The organism is Pseudomonas sp. AU12215, assembly GCF_001675465.2.
In the GTDB taxonomy this organism is placed as follows: Bacteria; Pseudomonadota; Gammaproteobacteria; order Pseudomonadales; family Pseudomonadaceae; genus Pseudomonas; species Pseudomonas nitroreducens.
The window spans coordinates 31,629-48,549 of record NZ_MACM02000137.1 but is presented as its reverse complement, the minus strand read 5'-3'; the positions used below and the strand labels follow the sequence as shown (position 1 = coordinate 48,549).

The window sequence follows — 16,921 nt, the reverse complement described above, 5'->3', positions numbered from 1 at the left end:
GTTCAGGTCCTCACCACACCGGGTCGCCGCTATAGGGGTTCTTCACCGGCATGTTCTTCTCGCCCCCGTAGTTGTCCTGGTTGTCGTAGTACCCGCAGTCATCCCAGGTCTGGGCGCAGCCGGGATAGGCGGTCACGGCCAGGCCGGGCGCCAAGTCGGTGGCGCCGAAGTCGATGACGATGCTGGTGCCGTTGTGCTGCTGGATCGTGCGGTACTCGACCAGGCCGTCGCCGATCGGCCACTCGATGTAGCCGCCGGCCAGGCGGCGGTTGGCGACCAGGCCGAACGCACTGGCAGTCAGGGTCAGGCGGTCAACGGCTGTCAGCACAGCGGGCACTGCGTGCAAGGTACGGTCGACGTTGCATTGACCGACTCCCTGGGAGTACAGCGTCAGCGGGCAGCCGATCTGCCAGCCGCGATCGGCGCCGGGGCGCTTGGCTCGGGTCGCGGATGGCTCGCAGGTCAGTTCCAGGGTCACGCCGTTGAACTTCGGCGCGGTAACACGGCCGATCCAGTCGACCATGACATCGGTCTCGCCGACGTGGCGGACGAAGCAGGTCACGGCGATCGCATCCGGCGAAGGGTACGGGCGCCAGTTCTCGGCGACCTCCAGCGAGCTGGGCAGCGTGACAGTGATGTTCAGCCTGGCTCGCTCGCTGCCCTGGCGGATAGCGCTGCGCATGATCGCGGTGCGCGAGTAGGTGTCGTCGCTGAGTACTTCGTCGCGGTCGGAGTTGGTGTAGAACCATTGCCGCGCGCCACGGGTGAAGCGGAAGAAGTACACCGGCTTGCCCTGGTCCCAGGACGCCTCGCGGGCCTCAGATGTCATCGTTGCGGACTCCAATGAAGGCGGTGGTGAGCCGGGTCAGGCCCTCGATGTCGGTGTCGTGCAGCAGTTCGGCGGTGTCGGAAGCCTTCTCGGCCAGGACCAGGAACGACACCTGGCGGATATTCTGGCGCTGCACCAGGACGCCGAGGGCGCTGTCGATGGTCAGCAGCTCGCTGTCGCCGCTCTCCTGGGCGTCGGTGAGGCGACGGTAGTAGACGGTGCCATCGAGCAGCTCGATGCGGATGTCGCGGCGGTTCGGCTGCATGCGGCCGAACACGGTGTAGCCGGCCCATTCCACGGTGATGTGGGTGCTGGCGGCCGCAATGTCGTTGGTGACCTTCAGGTCGTTGTTCCAGGTCGGTACCCACAGCGTTTGCATGCGCCCGCGCAGGCCGTACAGCAGCGAGCGCAGCTCGTTGTTGGCCTCCACGCCGTAGGCCAGCCAGGTGACCGACGCCTCGCGGAAGGCTCGGCCGCCCCAGTCGAACAGCGTGACGAGGCCGGTACCGACATCGACCGGCTCCTGCAGGCGGCGGAAGGTCTGCTGCAGATCCTCGCCCTGGTCCGGGCGCAGCTCCAGGACTGGCACGCCGCGATAAGTCGCTGCAGGCAGTCCGGCCACCCAGTCGCAGGGCTCGTCGATCAACATCTGGATCGACCGGGTGCCCGATTCATCGGTCCAGATCGTCTCCTGGGGCTGTTCGACCAGGTGCGCCTTCCGCAGTGGGTACAGGCGGGTGCCAGCCTGCCAGGTGCGACTGGTGGCCGTGCTGAGCACCAGGGCGCCATCGACTACGTCTTCGACATCGAGGACAGCCCAGTCGTTGACGGCAAGCCAGAGCAACGCCTTCCCGCCGGCGCGGAAGTCACGCCCAGCTGGAGCGCAGGTGATGGTGATCGCGCCGCTGGCCAAGGGGGCGTTGAGTAGCTGTACGTCGTGCCAGATCGGCAGCAGCCAGTACCGGCCGCCCGCGTCGTTGAGGATGGCGTCGGCCACCCGGCGGCCCTGCTCATCGTTGATCACCGAGAACTCGATAACGCGGCGCGGCGCCTGCCGTAGCTCACGCTTCTGCGCCTTGCCGTTGCGAGCCGGCAGGTAGTTGGTGAGCCAGTCCAGGGTTTCCCTGACGCCATCAGCCCAATCCGGCGGTACCGGCCAGATCGGAGTTGCACCCGTTGCGAAGCTCATCCCAGCAGCTCCTTCACGGCGGAGGGGTTGCCCCCGATGATGTTGAGGACGGCCTTCTCGAATGCCGGGGTTTCCGCCTGGCGCCGCACGGCGTCTTCCGGGTCCTGGGCGTTGATGATCCGCAGACGGTTGGTGACGTTGGCCGAGAAGTTCGCCGACGGATCTGCAGCGCGGCCGCCCGGTAGCGTCGGAGCCGGCATCGCCGGAGCCGGAATGCCGGCCTGGCCACCGGTGGCGTGACGAACGCGGCGGGCCCAATCGTCCAGGGCCGCCATGCCGTATGCGTTGAAGTCATGCAGGAAACCGAGCGCACCAGGCTGGCGAACCACTGCGGCGCGAGTCACGAACTCGTTGTCAGAAAGAAGCGCGGGGATCGAATCGCTGGTCTCGGTCCCAGGTCCGCGGACGTGCCCGCCGGTTGCTGCAGCCACTGCTGCCGCACCCGCGCCGCCGAGGATCGAGGAGAACAGCGAACCGCCGCCGGCGGCACCACCACCACTGAACAAGCCGCCCAGGCTGCTGAACAGGCTGCTGAAGAGATCCGCACCGCCGCTGAAGATCGAGGACAAGGCATCGCCGAAGATGCCGCTGCCCTGGCTGGAGGCGGCAGTGATCGCATCGCCCATGGCTGCCGCTCCTTCGGCCGAGGCCGAACCGATGGCATCGGCGGAGGCCGAGGCAGCAGCCTCTGCGCCAGGCCAGCTCACGACGTCCTGCGGAGCACCGATACTGTCGACGATCGACTGCATCGAAGGTGCCCCAGGAGCGCCGCCACCGCCCACTCCCACCTTCGCGGCGGCAAGGCCGAGCGATGTGGCTGCAGCTGAAATTGCCGCCGCCCCAGTAATAAGGGTGGCGCCAGCGGCGGACAGCTCTGTGGCGGATGTCGAAACGGCTGCGGCACCAGTGGTCATGGAGGTGCCGGCCGACGTGTCCTGGAACAGTTTGCCCAGCTTGTCGCTGGCCATCTGTGCGAGGGTCTGCGAGGCGACATCGGCCATCGCCTTGGCGATGTCCTGGAGGAAGGCGATCGCCGCTTCCTTCAGGTTCATGGTGCCGGTGGCCAGACCCTGCAGGGCATTCTGCAGGCCGTTTTCCAGGCCGGTCTTCAGCGCCTGGGTGACCTGGTCAGCGGCGCTACGCAGGGTTCCGAGCTGGGCCTCCAGGTCCTTCACGCGCTCAAGGGCCTGCGGGTCCCCCGTGCGCTCGGCCAGCTCCTTCATCTTCGGCAGCAGGGCTTCGACCTGGTCGGCCGTCGCCTTGTGCAGGTCGACCAGCTTCTGCCGGGCACCCAGCTCACTCATCAGGCCAGTCTGCTGCTGGGTCTGGATCGACTGCTCCTGACGCGACTGCTCGCCGAAGATGCGATCGACCTGCTGCTGCACTTGGTCGAGTTCGGCCTTGGCCTTCTCGATACCCATGAGCTTGCTGACCAGACCGGCGCCTTCGGTGTTGCCCGCGGCCTCCAGGCGCTTGCGCAGCGCGCCGTACTTCTTCTCGACCTCTGCGCCGGCCGCCTCGACGGTTTGGCCGCTGGCCTTGAGGTAGTCCAGGTTCAGCTGGGCGAGGGTCTTAGCGTCCTTCTTGGCCTGCTCGTCGACCTTTTTCTGCTTCTCCGCGGCATCGAGCATCGCCCAGGCCGCCTCGGCCCGCGCCTTCAGTGCGCCGGTAAGGTTGCGCTCCTCCAGCTCGTACTCGCGGCGGGCGGCCTTGGTGGCGCCGTACGTGGCGGCCTCCTTCTCTAGGGCCTTGACCCAGTCTTCGTTCTGCTTGGCGGTCTTTTCGCCAGCAGACGTTTTGGGTGTCTTCGGGTCCTTGTAGCGGTTCTCGATCCCCTTGAGCAGTTGATCGTAGGCTCCGCCGGAAAAGGACTTGCCGTCGTAATTCACACCCTTCAGGAGAGGGCTCTTCTTGCCCAGGCGTTCTGCAGACGCCAGCAGGTCCATGAACTCCTTGTTCAGGTCACGGATAGCTGCAGCACGCTTTTTCGCCGGAGAAGAATTATCCAGCTCCGCATTCAGAGCCTTGCTCGAAGCGATGTACTTGTCGTTGGCCTCCTGGTCTTGCTGCTGATCCTTTCGTTCATCTTCCTTGACCCTAAGACGCTGCTCGATAACTGCGATCTCATCGAGATACTGCTTCTTTAGCGAGTCACGCCCCGCGGTACTGAACCAGAAGCCCTTGTCGATATCCTCGACCTGCTGCCGCAGGACCTGGAGCTTGAAAGTGTCCTTGTCGGCCGCGACACCACCCTTGAGTTGGGCCCAGTACCGGCCGAGGGCGTTGGTGGCGTCATCCCAGAGCTTGGCAATACCTCGAGTGGACTCGCTGATCTCGTCGTTGCGACGCTTCATTTCACCAGCAACTTCACCAGCCAGTAGGCGCAGAGCGTCCATGCTCTGTCCCTGCTCCTGGAGCGCGCGGATCTGCTCATAGGTCGACGCCGTGACGACGTGGTACCGCGAGCTCAGCTCGGCAGCCAAGGCGACGACATCCTTGCGGGCAGAAGCGAATTGCTCGGAGACATCTGCTGCGCTTTTCCCTGTGGCAGCGGCCATCTCGGTGGCTGCTGCCGCTACGGCATCGAAGGTATCCCCCGCCAGGCGGCCGTTTTCCACCAAGGCGAGAATGGCCGCCTGTGCCTCGCTGAAGTGCTCACCTCCTGCCAGTTCGTTCCTGAGATCGATTAGCTGCGACGTGGTTTTTCCAGCGAACCCGCCAGTGGCGATCAGAGCCTTGTTGAATGCATTGAGGTCCTCGATGCCCTTCAAGGCGGCAACGCTGAGCGCCCCTAGGGCAATAGCTAGCGGAGTTACAGCCGCCAATACAGCCAGGTAGCTAGTCGGGATGGTGCTGACTGCGCCGCTCAGGGCTCCGGCGGCCTTCTGAGCGTTTCCGGTGGCCTCGGCGGCCGTGTTGGCCTTTTCCGCCAGATCGGCCAGGTTCTCGCTGGCCTGGGCAGACCCCTTGGCTACGGTCGCTTGTTGAACTGCCAGGGCGGCAAGCTCCTCACCCAGCGCAGACACGCCGCTGTCGGCGGAAGCTCCCGCGATACCGAAGAATGATTTGAGTCGATCGCCCAGGAGCTTGAGCGAGTTACCAAGGCCGCCAAAGCTGTCGGTGATCTGGCCGCCCTGTTGGATTGCCACCATCCAAAGTGGCATGCCGGTAGCCAGGCTAGTGGCAACATCGGTCAGTTGCGCTGGGAGCTGGCGGATAGCTTGCTGGTACTGGCCGGCGGAGAGGCTAGCGGCATGCATAGCCTCGGACGACTCACCGAGGCGCTTACGCTGCTCCTGGAGCTTTCTGTTGTAGAGGTCGAAGCCCTCTTGGTCGAGCAAACCGGAGGCCTTGAAACCACGCAGTTGCTCTTCCATTTGATCCAGGCGATTAAGCTCGCGGATCACCGGATCGATCTTCCCGAGAAGAGTGCCAAGGGCAGCTTCCTGACCCTTGAACGCTTCGGCCGCTGCAGCCGCCCTCTCCGCTGCCTCTTGTTGCGCCTGGGCCTGCGCTGCCAGCGACTGTTCCGTATTGTGGTATTGGTTCATCGCCGCTGTCTGCGCGCTGGCGTTGGCCTGCCAATTGGAATTGGCAGCCGCTACAGCGTCACCTAGGCGCCGGGCACTGGCAGCAGCTGCATCCTGCGAGGACTTCTGCTCCAGGCTGGCGGTCACCATGGCCTTGATGCGAGCCGCCTGTTGGTCGGCCGACTCACCCACCAGGGTGATCTCGCGAGCAGCTTCGGCGGCATGGGTGCCGACGTTGTCGAGGGACTGCCCCAGCTTGTCGATGGCGGTTTGCGCTTGGTCGACTGCGCCGGTGGTACCGACCTTCTGCAGGTTGGTGTTGGCCACCTCTGCCTTGTCACCCACATTGCCGATAGCGGCTGCGAGGGCGTCGACAGCGCCCTGGCCGTCTTTCATGTCAGAGCGCAGCCGAAGGGCGAGTTCTAGGTCTTTGCCAGCCATGGGAGTTCACATTCGGGAGGGATGCCCGGATGTTCGCGCGCGCGCGTGGCTGGGTCTTTTGGAAGGCGCGAAAAAAGAAAGCGGCCCGGAGGCCGCTGACGCTACTTGAGCAACTTCTTGATGTGGGCCGTGGCGTCCTTGCCACCGGCAAAGGCGAGGTTGAGGTCGATCACTCGCTCCGCTCGCTCTCGCCGCCGGCGGCGCTCGACTGCTTCGCAATAGAGCAGGATCTGGCGCCGCGTCATCTTGCCGATCTCGGCTACTGAGCCGTAGCCGGCAGCAACTAGGTAGTCGATTGCGTCTGCCCAGCTACCAGCTGCCTTGCCTGCCTTTCCATGACCTGCGCTGTCACCAGACGCTTCTCGGCGCAGCGCTTGCAGAAAGGGCCGTTGACGATCCACCACCACCAGACCAGCTCATAGCCCTGGTCGGCATTCAGGCCACGCATCCATTCCAGCTCGACCGAGGCAGCGTTGGCGATCAGGTGCACCAGGACGTTCGCATGGTTGCCCAAGAAGCTCGGGACCGAGTTGAAATCCGGCCAGGGCGCTCCGGCTTTTGCCTGGTCCTCCAGGTCGACCAGGATCGGCTCCAGCAGAGGCAGCAGCTCCAGCGAGTCGAAGAAGCCGTACTCGCGCATCACGATCGCGCGCCCTGCAACAGTGGTACTGCGATCGGGCTTGAGCACCGACAGGTCGCCCGCCGCTTTATCAGCGGCGGGTTTCCTCTTCGCTACTTTCGCGGCCATGGTTAGGCCGCCTGCTTCTCAAGGTAGCGGCCGTAACCGCCGAGCAGCTGGTCGCCGGCGTTGAGCGGGTCGTAAAGCACCGATCCGGTCAGCGGCAGGTTTCCGTACTCATCGTGAATCAGGCTGAGGCTTCCCACCGGGTTGAACTTGGTGCGGAACAGGTCAACGATCACCGACTTGCCGGTCTCGGTGTCGATACCGTCCAGGACGAACCAACGTTCCGGAGGTTGCTGAGTGAACATGGTCAGCGCGACAGCCGCCTCGTTTTCGTAGGCTGCCGTGACAACGGTGGCCTGCGGAGTGAGGAACTCGATCAGGCCTGCGTTGGCCGATTCGATACGGTAGTCGGTACCAGCCACCAGCGGAACTGCCGACTTGGTCAGCTCCAGATCGCTGATGTAGGGCTTGGCCAGGCGGATCATGTCACCAGCAGCAAGCGGAGTCGGCAGCGCTTCGCCGGTTACGGTGGCAGTGGCGATGGTGCGCTTCTGGGCATACAGCCCCAGGATCAGGTTATCCAGCGTCCATTCGTCCAGGGTCAGGTTCAGCGTGGCAGTCTTACCACGCTGCAGCAGGCCGTACTGCAGACGGTTGCCGCTGAACGACTCGGTCTTGTTGGTGGTTTCGGTGCTGAGCTGCAGCTCGCATTGCGGGGCGTTGCCCACCCAGGTGTGCTTGATTGCTTTGCCGAGAGCGGTGCGCTCAGCCAGCAGAACCTTGCCTTGAAGGGAAATCAGGGACATGGGGTTACTCCTTTGCCGGTTCGGCGGCAGCGGCCTGGCCCGCCGGCGCGGCAATGCGCTCGTGACGGATCAGCCAGTCCTTCTCGGTAGGGGTCACCTCGATCTTATCGCCCACCTTGCACTCCTTGTCGGCGTGCGTGTGGGGCGCGATCAGAGTGACCGTTTCCAGCTGCTGGGCTGCTGGGGCGTCCTGTTTGGCCGTGGGGCCTTGCTTGGTACTCATTGCGATCTCCCGATCGAGTGTTGGGTGGAGTAGATCTCGCCCCAGAGGAGCGTGGTGTCGTCGGAGTCCAGCACCTTGCCGGTGACGAACTGGACGCCCCTGGCCAGGTTCAAATCTGGAACCCAGCCCACCAGTGCGCCGCGCACCTGGTCGAGGATCGACTGCAGGTCGTCGGCCGCATCGGCTAGTTGGGCATATCGATAGCTGCGCACGGCCAGCACGACACCGAAGATGACGCCGACGCGCTGGCGTGCTGTCCCACTGCTGTTGCCGGTCGCTTTTGGCTCACCAGCCTCTTCAGCCAGAAGCACATAGGCGGCCGGTGTCGGGAAGTCCGGCAAGCGCTGGACAGCCTTGAAGTCGGCCGCAGTACCTACGTCGCGCAGCACGGGAACAATGGCGCGCAGGCGCTCGATGACCAGGCGATGGTCGAAAGGTGCGTTGCTCACCGGAAGCTCCTCAACTGCTGGCGGTTGAAGACGTTCTCGTCCGCGTCGAAGCGAACGTCAGCCAGCATGGGATCGGTGGCGATCGGGTCCTCGGCACCGAGACTGAAGCTGCCGTCGACGACCATCTGCAGGAACTTCAGCGCGTCCTTGTAGTTGCGCAGGATGGCGTCCTTGTCGTCGGTAATCCGATCCTTGTGCAGCAGGTAGCGACCAATGTCGCGCACCCAACCGGTGACCAGGCCAGGTACTGGGCTCAGCGGCAGGCTGTAGCCCCGCCTGGTCAGGTAGCCATTCACGATGCTCTCGGCCTCGGTCATGGCTTCGTTGATTCGTTCCAGGACGAGATCAGCCCCCGCCACCTGTTCGGGCGTCCAGGCGCTGCGATCGCCACCGCGCAGCGAGGCATCCATCAGCGCGAAGTCGACGATCTGGAGGTGCTGGGCGCTGGCCACCTGGGCCAGCTCCTTCGCACCAGGACGCTCGGCGAGGTGGTCGAGGGTGATGTAGTCCATGGTCAGCTCACGTCCTTCAGCGGGAACGAGCAATGCTCGACGACCAGGTTCGGGTCAGAGACGAGCGCCTCGATCTGCTCATCGCTCAGCAGGGAGAGCGCAATGCCATGACCTTCACGGGTGAAACGATGGCCACAGCGACGGAAGCCTTGCTCCGGCACTGCACGGATGAACAGCGCCTCGACTTCCTCGTCCTCCGATGCACCGGTACCGGCCACAGGCTGCTGGGCAGCGCCAGGCACCGGGCGGTCGCCCTCAGTCGAGAGACTGAGGTGGGCATCCTGCCCGGTTGTGCCCCCGGTGGTATCCGGCTCCGGGGCGGTGCCCGCGACAGGCGCCTCGCTCGCGGTGGGTTGTACGAGAGTGGCACCGGCGGCCTGGTCGACCGCCGCCAGGCCGGGCGTGCCGGCCGAGGCAATCGGCTGAACAGCCAGTTCGCCACCTTCCAGGGCCGCAGCAGCTGCTGCGGCATCGGATGCACCCGCCGGCAGGCTTCCCTGCTGTTCGGCGGTCGCAGCGGCCGCCGAAGCGGCCTTATCTGCTGCAGTTTTCTTTCCGGCCATGAGGCGTCCCTCCATCAAGCCAGCCACGGGGTGACGAGCACGTCCACCACGTCGCGGTTGATGTTGGTGGCGCCGGCCGCGTTGCGCTCGGCCTTGACCACTTCGAGGGCCTGGCTGCGCAGGGACGGGGGTACGACCAGGAGCTTCGGTCGAATACCGAGGATCTTGCCCTGGTCACCCTTCATGCTCTGCATGTCCGCATAGGCATCGTTGAAGGCGGCGGCGTCGAGGGTTTCCTTGGAGGCGTATGCGAGCTGCCACAGGCCGTAGCCAGCGTTCAGGCGCGCATCTACGCCATAGACGTACTCCTTGCGCATGAACACGTTCTCGTCCTTCTCGGCATCCATCGAGACGAAGTTGTAGTTCTTACGCTTCTGCAGGATTACTGGCTTCATGACCCTGGTGGTGTCGATCAGGAACCACGGGGTGCCGGTGCCGCCCTGGAAGTTGCTGGCCGACACTTCGCCGCCACCGGAGGTCACCGGGTGATCGGTATCGAAGAAGTACTGGCCGTCGTAGCACTTCTGGCTGAAGCCAGCGGCGAGCAGCGCGTAAACCAGCGTCGCCGGATGCATGGCTGCGTCCTGACCGAGCTGAGCCATCAACGGCGTAAACAAGCCATAGCTGTCGTCCTCGATGGTCTCGCGCGGCACGCCGACGGTGTTCTCGAAGGACTTGTTCTTGATGCTGTAGTCGTGCAGCGCCAGGTTCTGGATTACGCGATCACCCAGCCACTCGCGGAAGGCGGTGGAGTTGCCGAGCCAGCCGTACTGCTCGACGGAGTTCTGCGAGGTCACCGTCAGCACGAACTGATCGAAGTCGGGCTGCACGCCGTCGAAGGCGTTCTGGAAGGCGGCGCGATAACCGATGAAGAGGTTACGCAGGTTCGCTTGGTTGATGATCATCTGAATCTTGCTCCCTTAGATCTCGACCCAGACGCCCGCGCTATCCACGTCGCGGATAGTGCCGGCAACCGAGCGGGTATTGGTGGCGGAGGTCTTGGCGACCGTCTGGTCGTCGACGATGTAGCACTGGGCGCCGATATCGGCCCGAGCGATCTGGTCCGCCGCGGCACTGTTGGCGAACTGGAAGGTCCCGCGGCGGGTTTCAATGCGCAGATCACCCGCAGCGCCGCCGGTGTTGTCGACCTGCTCCTGGGCAAGTCCGCGCACCTTCAGAGTGGTCGAGGTCGAGCCGGGAACGGCGTTACCCGAGGCGTCCAGGCAGACCAGGCTGCCTGCGAAGATCTTCACATTCGCCGCCACCGGGTCGTTGAATTGCTTGCCGTCGCGGCGCGGAGTGTTGCGATCCTTGGTCAGGGCCATGGTCAGGCCTCCTTCGCGGCCTTGAAGGCCTCATGGCTGATGTTCATGGCCGAGCACACGGCCAGTTCGTCGGGCGTCAGCCCGGTCTTCTCATCCAGGACCGGCGGTTCGCCGTTGGTCTGCGACCCACGCAGTGCGGGGATCGGCTTGGCCGCGCCCAGGTACGCAGTCAGCGAGGCGCGATTGGATTTGCCCAGATCACGCGCCCAGGGCTCCATGCTCTTGTGCAGGCGGCCATCGTCCAGGGCGGCTTTGATCTCGCCGTCCAGGTCCTTGTCGTCGCGCTCACCGAGGCGAGCGGTCAGAGCGGCGATGTCGCTCTTCAGGCCATCGACCACGGAAATCGGGACGAACTTGGCAGGGTCGACTGCGGTGTCTGCCTTGGCCTTCAGGCCAGTGCAGGCGGCGAGCATGGCACTGCAGGCAGCGGTTTCTTCGAGGCCCAGCTGCTTGCGCATCGAGCCCAGGTCAGTGGTGTGAGCGGTGAGCGCGGCAACGGCCTGCTCTTCGGTAGTGGTCTCGGCGAGGCCGAGGGCGGCGAGCACCGCTTTCAGCAGTGGGTTCACGAGCAGTTCCTCGTTGGGGTGATCGATGGACAGTTGGAAGGTGGCGGCGGCGCGCTCGCTGAGGGCTTGCATGCCGTCGATTGCCGGGTTGTTGGTGAGCGCCCCCATCTGGACGTCCAGGACGTCACCCGTGACCGGGTCGAACATGAAGACAGGGCTGAAGTAGCGGTACTCGCCATCGGCGATGTACTGCTTGGCACGGGCGGTCAGCTCGACCTGGGCGAACAGGCCTTCACCTTCACGCCATTCCAGGGAGCGGAAGAAGCCTGCGGCGGGAGCCGGCTGGCCGTTCTCTTCCTTCCACAAGGTCTGGTGCTCGTAGTCGACCACCGGCGGCGTCTTCTTCGCGGCAAAGCGCTGGACCACTGCGGTGGCGAGTGCCGTGTTGATGTTCCAGGACGGGACCTTCATCTCCCGACCATCACGCGGCTTGAACTGCCCTGCAGGAGTCACCTGCAGGGTGATGATGTTGCCCTCAGCGGGCACCTGCAGATCGAAGCTGCAGGCGGCGAGAGCGATGGCGGCGAGGAGCGGTGTCTTCTTCATGGCGCCACTCTGGCGCCTGGTAGGTCAGCTGTATTTTGGAAGGGGCGAAAATCGCGCGGGATGGGTGAAGCGGACGAAGTTGCGGAATCTCGCCTGCGACTCGAAGCGGAAAAGCGTCAGGACGGATTTATAAACGCTGTAGCTGCGCCGATTGGCTGCTGACGTGAACCACGGCAGCCAGAAAGGCCTCTACGGGCCTTTCTGGGGCCTTCAGGAGCCCGTTCCGGAAAATGCCTTGTCGAGGTGCTTGTAAGCGATGGCGAGCAGCTCGTCATCGTCCTCGGTGCTGGTACCCAGCCAGGGGCGTGCCGGGATCTTGATGGTGTACGGACCGAGCGTGACCCACTGCGAGAAGTTGGCCTTGCGCTTGTTCGCGAAGCGCGGGGCGATCTCGTTGGACTTGGCGTCGTGGTGGAAGTAGGCCTGCTGGCTGCGCGCCGCGATCTGGATCTCGCCACCGAACTGGTGGATGGCGGCATAGAGACGATTCGTACCGACCGCCAGCTCGTTCTCGCTGACTTGGTAGCGGATGGTGTTCTTCAGGTAGCCATCGAGCACCAGGATCTTGTCCTGGTTCTTCCGCTTGCGCTTCTGGTAGGACGGCGACAGCGCCTGCCAAGGCGTGCCATCCGGTGCAGTCTGACTCTCGAAGCGGGCGTCCAAGGCCAGCAGCATGTATTCGCCCATGTCGCGGAACATGGGGACTGGGTTCCGCAGCAGGTCGGCGGCTGACTGCAGCGCCTCCATCACGCGCGAGACGTCATATTCGAGTGTTACGCCGGCCATCTCACTTCTCCTGGTAGAGGCGCACACCCTGGCGATATGGCGTGAGCGGCTGCTGGCCTGCCTGGACCGTAGTCGCGCTGGCGGCCCAGCCATTGGCATCGATCTCGACGACGACCTGGACGGGCGCAGGCTCGCCTTTCACCTGCAGGCTGGCAAGGTAGCGGCGACGGACCACAGCCTTCTTCAGCGACTCCACCCAGTCCAGCCGCACCCACACTTCGGTCGGGCGCCGCAGCGTTTCAGCCGCCAGCAGCAGCCACTTCTTCGCCAGCCCGGGCTGCTGGATCACCAGCTCACCGCTGGCCGGGCTGATGAACATCTCTTTGCCGACGACCAAGCGCTGACCCACGACGTCCTGGAAGACAGCCGGCTTGTCCAGGGAGGCGCCCAGCGGCTGCAGGAAGCGTTTGATCGCATCGGTGTCGAGGATCTCTTCGCCCAGGACCTGGCTGGCCGGTACCGGCCGAGCAGGCGGCAAAGGATCTGGCTGAAGGTGGTTCGGCAAACCCGGCTCCGGCCCGCCGCCACGAGGAAATGGGACTTCGCTCTCCAGCCTGGCCTGGCCCGGCATGTACTCGAAGCCAGGGTCGATACCCTGGGGCACTTCGACCACCCGCGGGCCGTCTGGGCTGTTCTGGCCGATCGTGCGGGTCTGCCAGACGATCGGCGGCGCCTCATCCGGCCCGGTCTTGCCCATGCGGCGCAGATCATCCTCGCTTAGAGCGCGAACGCTGCACTGGCAGCCCCAGGCGTTGATCGGGAAGTGGTACTGCCACCAGGGATCGTCCCAGCGCAGGATCAGCCCATTCCAGGACTCATGCTCGGGCCGCGGGTGCTCGACCGCATCGCTGTGCAGGTACTGCCAGTACGGACGCTCCTCGCGCACGGCCATCAGCTGCTCCAGGCGACCGGCCATGTAGCTGCTGCGCATGTTGGTCTCATAGATCACCCGGCTGCGCCAGTTGCGGCCACCGTGGTAGCTCCAGCCGTACTTGGCGACGATGCGGTCGAAGTCCTTGCGGAACTCCTCCAGGGTGGTGCCGTCGGCGATCGCCTTCTCGACGGCCTGGCGGAAGTCCTGCACCAGGTCATCACGGTTGGCGCCGGCGACGACAAAGGCATAGTCATGGTCGCGGGTGTAGATGTCCGTCCAGGCGTTGGTCGGCAGGTTGAGCTTGCGCCGGAAGAACTGGTTCTGCTCGGCGAACTGCAGCGAAGTCGCCTTAAGCGCCACCGGCCACCTCCTGCAGGATGTCGACGCGGCCCTGCAAGGCGGCGGCGGCCAGGGCCTGCGCCATGGCGTCTGCGTACTGATCCAGGCTCATGTCCGGTAGCAGCTGCTCCAGGCCGTCGCGGATTTCGTCCAGGCTAGTGGCGTTCTGCACCAGGGCGCGGATCTTGTCGATCCATTGGTCAGTGCTCGGACGCATCGTGTCGTCCAGCTGCTCCGTAGCGGTCTTCGGCGGCGTGACCTGGGCGGTGGCCACCGCCTTTCCAAGAGCTGCTGCAGAAACACCTGCAGGCTCCGGCTGCGCAACAGCCTTGGCAGGCGCAACCAGTACTTCCTCGCCCTCGGCGGGCTCCGGGATCGCCAGGCGCTGCTGGGCCCAGCTACGCGGAATCCTGAAGCCGAGATCCACCAGCGGCGGCAGCGCTGTGGCATAGGCGCCCAGATCTTCGGCCTCCTGGACGTCGAAGACCAGACGCGGGCAGCGCCCCCAGCTGTCCGTCAGACCGTTCAGGACGGCGATCGGATAGACCAGGTCGCGCGAGAGGGACTTGGCCACCAACTTGGCGTCCGCATCCCGCAGATCCTTGCGGACCTCGTTGTGGACGTTGCCGAGGGCGTTGGTACTGGTCTTGCCGTCGGCCTGGCTGGTCAGGGTGCCACCAAGGATGGCCTTGGACTGGGTGCGCTCGCACCAGTCGATCATCAGTTGGAAGGCTGCCGGATCGCCCTGGGCGGCGTTGAGGAAGTCCAGCTCCATGCCGATCGGGATGATCCCGGCAGCGTTGTGGCCGAGCGCGGCGAGGGCACGCAGCAGCGTGAGCTTCTCCTTCTCGGTGGCACCGGTTGGGTATTTGCCCACCCGCATGGGGATGCCGTAGATCTCCAGGAACTCGGCCAGGTCGCCGACGCTGTAGTTCTTGAACAGGTAGGGCCAGACCAGGACGCGGAACAGCGCAGCGCGCTCCAGGTAGCCGCTCTTGGCCTTGTGGATGTGGGTGATCCAGCCGAAGGGCTGCAGCGGCGTGCCTTCCAGTGGGCCGCGCAGGCGGATCTCCTGGCGGTTGCCCCGAGGCAACTGGAACCAGGACTGGGGCCGATGAATGATCGCCTTGGGCAGCCAGTTGCCGTCGACCCGCTCCCAGCCGTCGAACTCCTGGCAGACAAAGGCCTTGCCGATGGCGTCGGTGGTGTCGAAGAGCACCTCTTCGAAGTCATCCAGGCCCTGCATCAGACTGGATAGCGTGGCCGCTGCCTCCTTCTCCTTCGCCGTGGCGTTGTCCGGCGGGACGATGTTCCAGTCCAGCTGGGCGACAGCGCGGCGGCGCTTGGACATGTCAGCGTGGATATGGCCGTCCTTCTCCTCCATGTCCTCGAACAGCTCGTACTGGGCGACGATGTCGCCCTGCTCAGCGGCGTCGAGGATGGCGGCCAGCTTCGAAGGCGTCAGGCCGCGAGAGGGATGGCCTGCGACTTCGTGGTGCAGGCTGGTCAGGTGGGCGGTCTGGGGCTCGCGGATCTCATCGAGACGCAGCGGCTGGCCATCAGGGCCGAGGATGCGAGAGGTGTTCACCATGCGGAGGACTCCGGCAGATCAATGTCGTTGTTCTGGTCCTGGACGTTATCGAAGCCGCGGCTATGGCGCGGCAGCGCCGTGAAGGCGATTTCACCGCCCTCCATGTAGCTGGCACGGACGGCCATTACCAGGGAAATGGCGGCGTCGCCGTGGCGCTTGCCCTTGCCGCCGGTGGACTCCAAATCCTTGGTACGGCCCTTATCGATGACTGGGACACCTTTCTCGACCTTGATCGAGAGCAGGTCATCCAGCTCGGTCTGGTGCCGCGGAATCTCCAGGTTGAAGGCTTCGAACTCGCCCTTGAGCTTCGGCATCCAGAGGGCGTACCAGGCGAGGTTGAGCTGCACCTGGTCGACCAGGCCAGCGCCATATCTGAGCGCAGCTTGCTCAGCCAGGTAGCCGCCGTTTCCGGTGGCATCGAACGCCAAGCCACTGAGACGCGGCAGGCGATCACAGATGTAAAACATGATGTCGCGCTGGGCTTCATAGGTGAGATTCCGCAGCTCGACCTGGAACGGCACCCGCTTACGCAGCGTGGGAGAGATCGCCAGGGGCGTGAAGACGGACAGGTCGCCACGGCGGGCGAAGTCCTCGCCGAAGGCGTGGCGATCTTGGTCGCTGAGACGGGCCAGTTCAGGCCGCAGGTTCTCATCGCACCATGCGCGGATCTCGGCCTCGCGCATCGCCGGGGTCCAGCTCTCGAAGCCGGCCGGCGCCTTGTAGCGGTAGATGCGGATCGAGTGGTCCTGAACCATCGCCTGCTCGATGAGCACACGCGACAAGTAGGCACCGCCGGATTTCTTCGGGACGCAGCCGTATTCCTCGTCGGCCGATTCGATGTTCGGGGCGTTCTTGTACAAGCCGTCGCGCCACTTTTTCTCTGCCTCCGGCGACCAGGTCTGGCCGGTGACATAGCAGATGCGCTTGTACAGGCCTTCGGCGATCGCATCGTCCAGGGTGATCCGATGGACGCTGTAGTCCTTGCGGCCCTCGCGCGCGTCCTGGATGTAGCTGTTGAAGGCGTTCTCCACGCCGTTGTGGGTACTGATCAGGCGGACCTTGTTGCCCCACATGGTCAGCGCCAGGGCGGCCTTGAGCAGCTCTTCCAGGGACTCGTGGAATGCCGCCTCATCGATCACAACGTCGCCCTGCAGGCCTCGCAGGTTGCTCGGCCGGCTGCTCAGCGCCTGGATTTTCCGGCCCGACTTCGGGAAGCGGATCATGTAGGTGAGGATTTCCTCCTTCCTACCGTCATCCCAGAAGGTCTGCTCGTAGACATCCGCCTCGGCCAACTCGTTGAAGGCGCGGGCGAACAGTGCGCAAGCGGCGATGTACTCCAGCGCCATCTCCTGTTTGCTGCCTACGTAGAAGGTATTGCATCCGCCACGGGTGCGTGGCTTCGCGGCGTTGATCACGTTGCGCCCGGCCTCGGCCCAGGTCAGGCCGGTGCGGCGGGACTTTTCCGCGATCATGATCGGGCTCTCGTCCTCGAACCAGCGCTGCTGATACCCAAGGAAGACCGCGTCGTTGACCGGGATGGCCTCGGAGATGTCCTGCGGCACCTCGACGCCGTGCAGCGCCATCTCTTCGGCAAGATCGATCTTCCGCGGGACGCTGGTGGCAGTGAGTCCCTTACCCATCTCGGCGGTGGCTGCGCGCACGGCCAT

Annotated in this window: 17 protein-coding genes; 1 reads left to right on the top strand and 16 read right to left on the bottom strand. The window is 64.6% G+C overall.

The window, feature by feature from the left end:
* Window positions 1–10 precede the first annotated feature (10 nt).
* From A9513_RS17960 to A9513_RS17950, 3 genes are read right to left on the bottom strand one after another with little or no spacing between them, the layout of a single operon-like run.
* Complete coding sequence (locus A9513_RS17960) at window positions 11–829, bottom strand: phage BR0599 family protein (RefSeq protein ID WP_065085179.1); 819 nt, start codon at window positions 827–829, stop codon at window positions 11–13.
* Window positions 819–2,018: a hypothetical protein gene (locus A9513_RS17955; protein ID WP_065085178.1), complete on the bottom strand. Its 1,200-nt coding sequence runs from the start codon at window positions 2,016–2,018 to the stop codon at window positions 819–821. Before A9513_RS17955 ends, A9513_RS17960 begins: the two co-directional genes overlap by 11 nt.
* Window positions 2,015–5,944 (bottom strand): phage tail length tape measure family protein, encoded by a 3,930-nt coding sequence (locus A9513_RS17950; RefSeq protein ID WP_065085177.1) that lies wholly within the window; start codon window positions 5,942–5,944, stop codon window positions 2,015–2,017. The genes A9513_RS17955 and A9513_RS17950 overlap by 4 nt, the downstream gene beginning before the upstream one ends.
* Before the next feature lie 74 nt (window positions 5,945–6,018).
* Here A9513_RS17950 and A9513_RS36140 point away from each other — a divergent pair, with 74 nt between their 5' ends.
* Window positions 6,019–6,255 (top strand): hypothetical protein, encoded by a 237-nt coding sequence (locus tag A9513_RS36140; protein ID WP_065085176.1) that lies wholly within the window; start codon window positions 6,019–6,021, stop codon window positions 6,253–6,255.
* A 17-nt stretch (window positions 6,256–6,272) separates the two neighbouring features.
* Here the strand turns inward: A9513_RS36140 and A9513_RS17940 are convergent, their stop codons facing one another.
* The 13 genes from A9513_RS17940 to A9513_RS17880 form a co-directional block, all read right to left on the bottom strand.
* Complete coding sequence (locus A9513_RS17940) at window positions 6,273–6,737, bottom strand: DUF6631 family protein (RefSeq protein WP_065085175.1); 465 nt, start codon at window positions 6,735–6,737, stop codon at window positions 6,273–6,275.
* 2 nt (window positions 6,738–6,739) lie between these two features.
* Entirely contained in the window at window positions 6,740–7,480 is a 741-nt protein-coding gene (locus tag A9513_RS17935) for a hypothetical protein (protein ID WP_065085174.1), read from the bottom strand.
* Between the two features lie 4 nt (window positions 7,481–7,484).
* Window positions 7,485–7,703 (bottom strand): hypothetical protein, encoded by a 219-nt coding sequence (locus A9513_RS17930; protein WP_065085173.1) that lies wholly within the window; start codon window positions 7,701–7,703, stop codon window positions 7,485–7,487.
* The gene (locus A9513_RS17925; protein WP_065085172.1) at window positions 7,700–8,152 is read right to left on the bottom strand and encodes a hypothetical protein; all 453 of its coding nucleotides are present in this window, start codon (window positions 8,150–8,152) and stop codon (window positions 7,700–7,702) included. The genes A9513_RS17930 and A9513_RS17925 overlap by 4 nt, the downstream gene beginning before the upstream one ends.
* Entirely contained in the window at window positions 8,149–8,664 is a 516-nt protein-coding gene (locus A9513_RS17920; protein WP_065085171.1) for a gp436 family protein, read from the bottom strand. The genes A9513_RS17925 and A9513_RS17920 overlap by 4 nt, the downstream gene beginning before the upstream one ends.
* 2 nt (window positions 8,665–8,666) lie before the next feature.
* On the bottom strand, window positions 8,667–9,227 hold the full coding sequence (locus tag A9513_RS36135) for a hypothetical protein (protein WP_176707266.1): 561 nt from the start codon (window positions 9,225–9,227) through the stop codon (window positions 8,667–8,669).
* Between the two features lie 14 nt (window positions 9,228–9,241).
* The gene (locus A9513_RS17910) at window positions 9,242–10,132 is read right to left on the bottom strand and encodes a Mu-like prophage major head subunit gpT family protein (protein WP_065085170.1); all 891 of its coding nucleotides are present in this window, start codon (window positions 10,130–10,132) and stop codon (window positions 9,242–9,244) included.
* Between the two features lie 15 nt (window positions 10,133–10,147).
* Window positions 10,148–10,552 carry a hypothetical protein gene (locus tag A9513_RS17905; protein WP_065085169.1) on the bottom strand — a complete coding sequence of 135 codons (405 nt, stop codon included), beginning with the start codon at window positions 10,550–10,552 and terminating at the stop codon, window positions 10,148–10,150.
* 2 nt (window positions 10,553–10,554) lie between these two features.
* Complete coding sequence (locus A9513_RS17900) at window positions 10,555–11,664, bottom strand: phage protease (protein ID WP_065085168.1); 1,110 nt, start codon at window positions 11,662–11,664, stop codon at window positions 10,555–10,557.
* 210 nt (window positions 11,665–11,874) lie between these two features.
* Entirely contained in the window at window positions 11,875–12,450 is a 576-nt protein-coding gene (locus tag A9513_RS17895) for a phage virion morphogenesis protein (protein WP_065085167.1), read from the bottom strand.
* Window position 12,451: 1 nt separating this feature from the next.
* Entirely contained in the window at window positions 12,452–13,684 is a 1,233-nt protein-coding gene (locus A9513_RS17890) for a PBECR2 nuclease fold domain-containing protein (RefSeq protein ID WP_065085166.1), read from the bottom strand.
* Window positions 13,674–15,254 carry a DUF935 domain-containing protein gene (locus tag A9513_RS17885; protein ID WP_065085165.1) on the bottom strand — a complete coding sequence of 527 codons (1,581 nt, stop codon included), beginning with the start codon at window positions 15,252–15,254 and terminating at the stop codon, window positions 13,674–13,676. The genes A9513_RS17890 and A9513_RS17885 overlap by 11 nt, the downstream gene beginning before the upstream one ends.
* Complete coding sequence (locus A9513_RS17880) at window positions 15,248–16,921, bottom strand: hypothetical protein (RefSeq protein WP_065085164.1); 1,674 nt, start codon at window positions 16,919–16,921, stop codon at window positions 15,248–15,250. The genes A9513_RS17885 and A9513_RS17880 overlap by 7 nt, the downstream gene beginning before the upstream one ends.

Excerpts from the sequence above, each read along its gene's own strand:
- A9513_RS17960 (WP_065085179.1), bottom strand. The coding sequence starts at position 829 with ATGACATCTGAGGCCCGCGAGGCGTCCTGGGACCAGGGCAAGCCGGTG.
- A9513_RS17955 (WP_065085178.1), bottom strand. The coding sequence starts at position 2,018 with ATGAGCTTCGCAACGGGTGCAACTCCGATCTGGCCGGTACCGCCGGAT.
- A9513_RS17950 (WP_065085177.1), bottom strand. The coding sequence starts at position 5,944 with ATGAAAGACGGCCAGGGCGCTGTCGACGCCCTCGCAGCCGCTATCGGC.
- A9513_RS36140 (WP_065085176.1), top strand. The coding sequence starts at position 6,019 with ATGTTCGCGCGCGCGCGTGGCTGGGTCTTTTGGAAGGCGCGAAAAAAG.
- A9513_RS17940 (WP_065085175.1), bottom strand. The coding sequence starts at position 6,737 with ATGGCCGCGAAAGTAGCGAAGAGGAAACCCGCCGCTGATAAAGCGGCG.
- A9513_RS17935 (WP_065085174.1), bottom strand. The coding sequence starts at position 7,480 with ATGTCCCTGATTTCCCTTCAAGGCAAGGTTCTGCTGGCTGAGCGCACC.
- A9513_RS17930 (WP_065085173.1), bottom strand. The coding sequence starts at position 7,703 with ATGAGTACCAAGCAAGGCCCCACGGCCAAACAGGACGCCCCAGCAGCC.
- A9513_RS17920 (WP_065085171.1), bottom strand. The coding sequence starts at position 8,664 with ATGGACTACATCACCCTCGACCACCTCGCCGAGCGTCCTGGTGCGAAG.
- A9513_RS36135 (WP_176707266.1), bottom strand. The coding sequence starts at position 9,227 with ATGGCCGGAAAGAAAACTGCAGCAGATAAGGCCGCTTCGGCGGCCGCT.
- A9513_RS17910 (WP_065085170.1), bottom strand. The coding sequence starts at position 10,132 with ATGATCATCAACCAAGCGAACCTGCGTAACCTCTTCATCGGTTATCGC.
- A9513_RS17905 (WP_065085169.1), bottom strand. The coding sequence starts at position 10,552 with ATGGCCCTGACCAAGGATCGCAACACTCCGCGCCGCGACGGCAAGCAA.
- A9513_RS17900 (WP_065085168.1), bottom strand. The coding sequence starts at position 11,664 with ATGAAGAAGACACCGCTCCTCGCCGCCATCGCTCTCGCCGCCTGCAGC.
- A9513_RS17895 (WP_065085167.1), bottom strand. The coding sequence starts at position 12,450 with ATGGCCGGCGTAACACTCGAATATGACGTCTCGCGCGTGATGGAGGCG.
- A9513_RS17885 (WP_065085165.1), bottom strand. The coding sequence starts at position 15,254 with ATGGTGAACACCTCTCGCATCCTCGGCCCTGATGGCCAGCCGCTGCGT.
- A9513_RS17880 (WP_065085164.1), bottom strand. The coding sequence starts at position 16,921 with ATGGCCGTGCGCGCAGCCACCGCCGAGATGGGTAAGGGACTCACTGCC.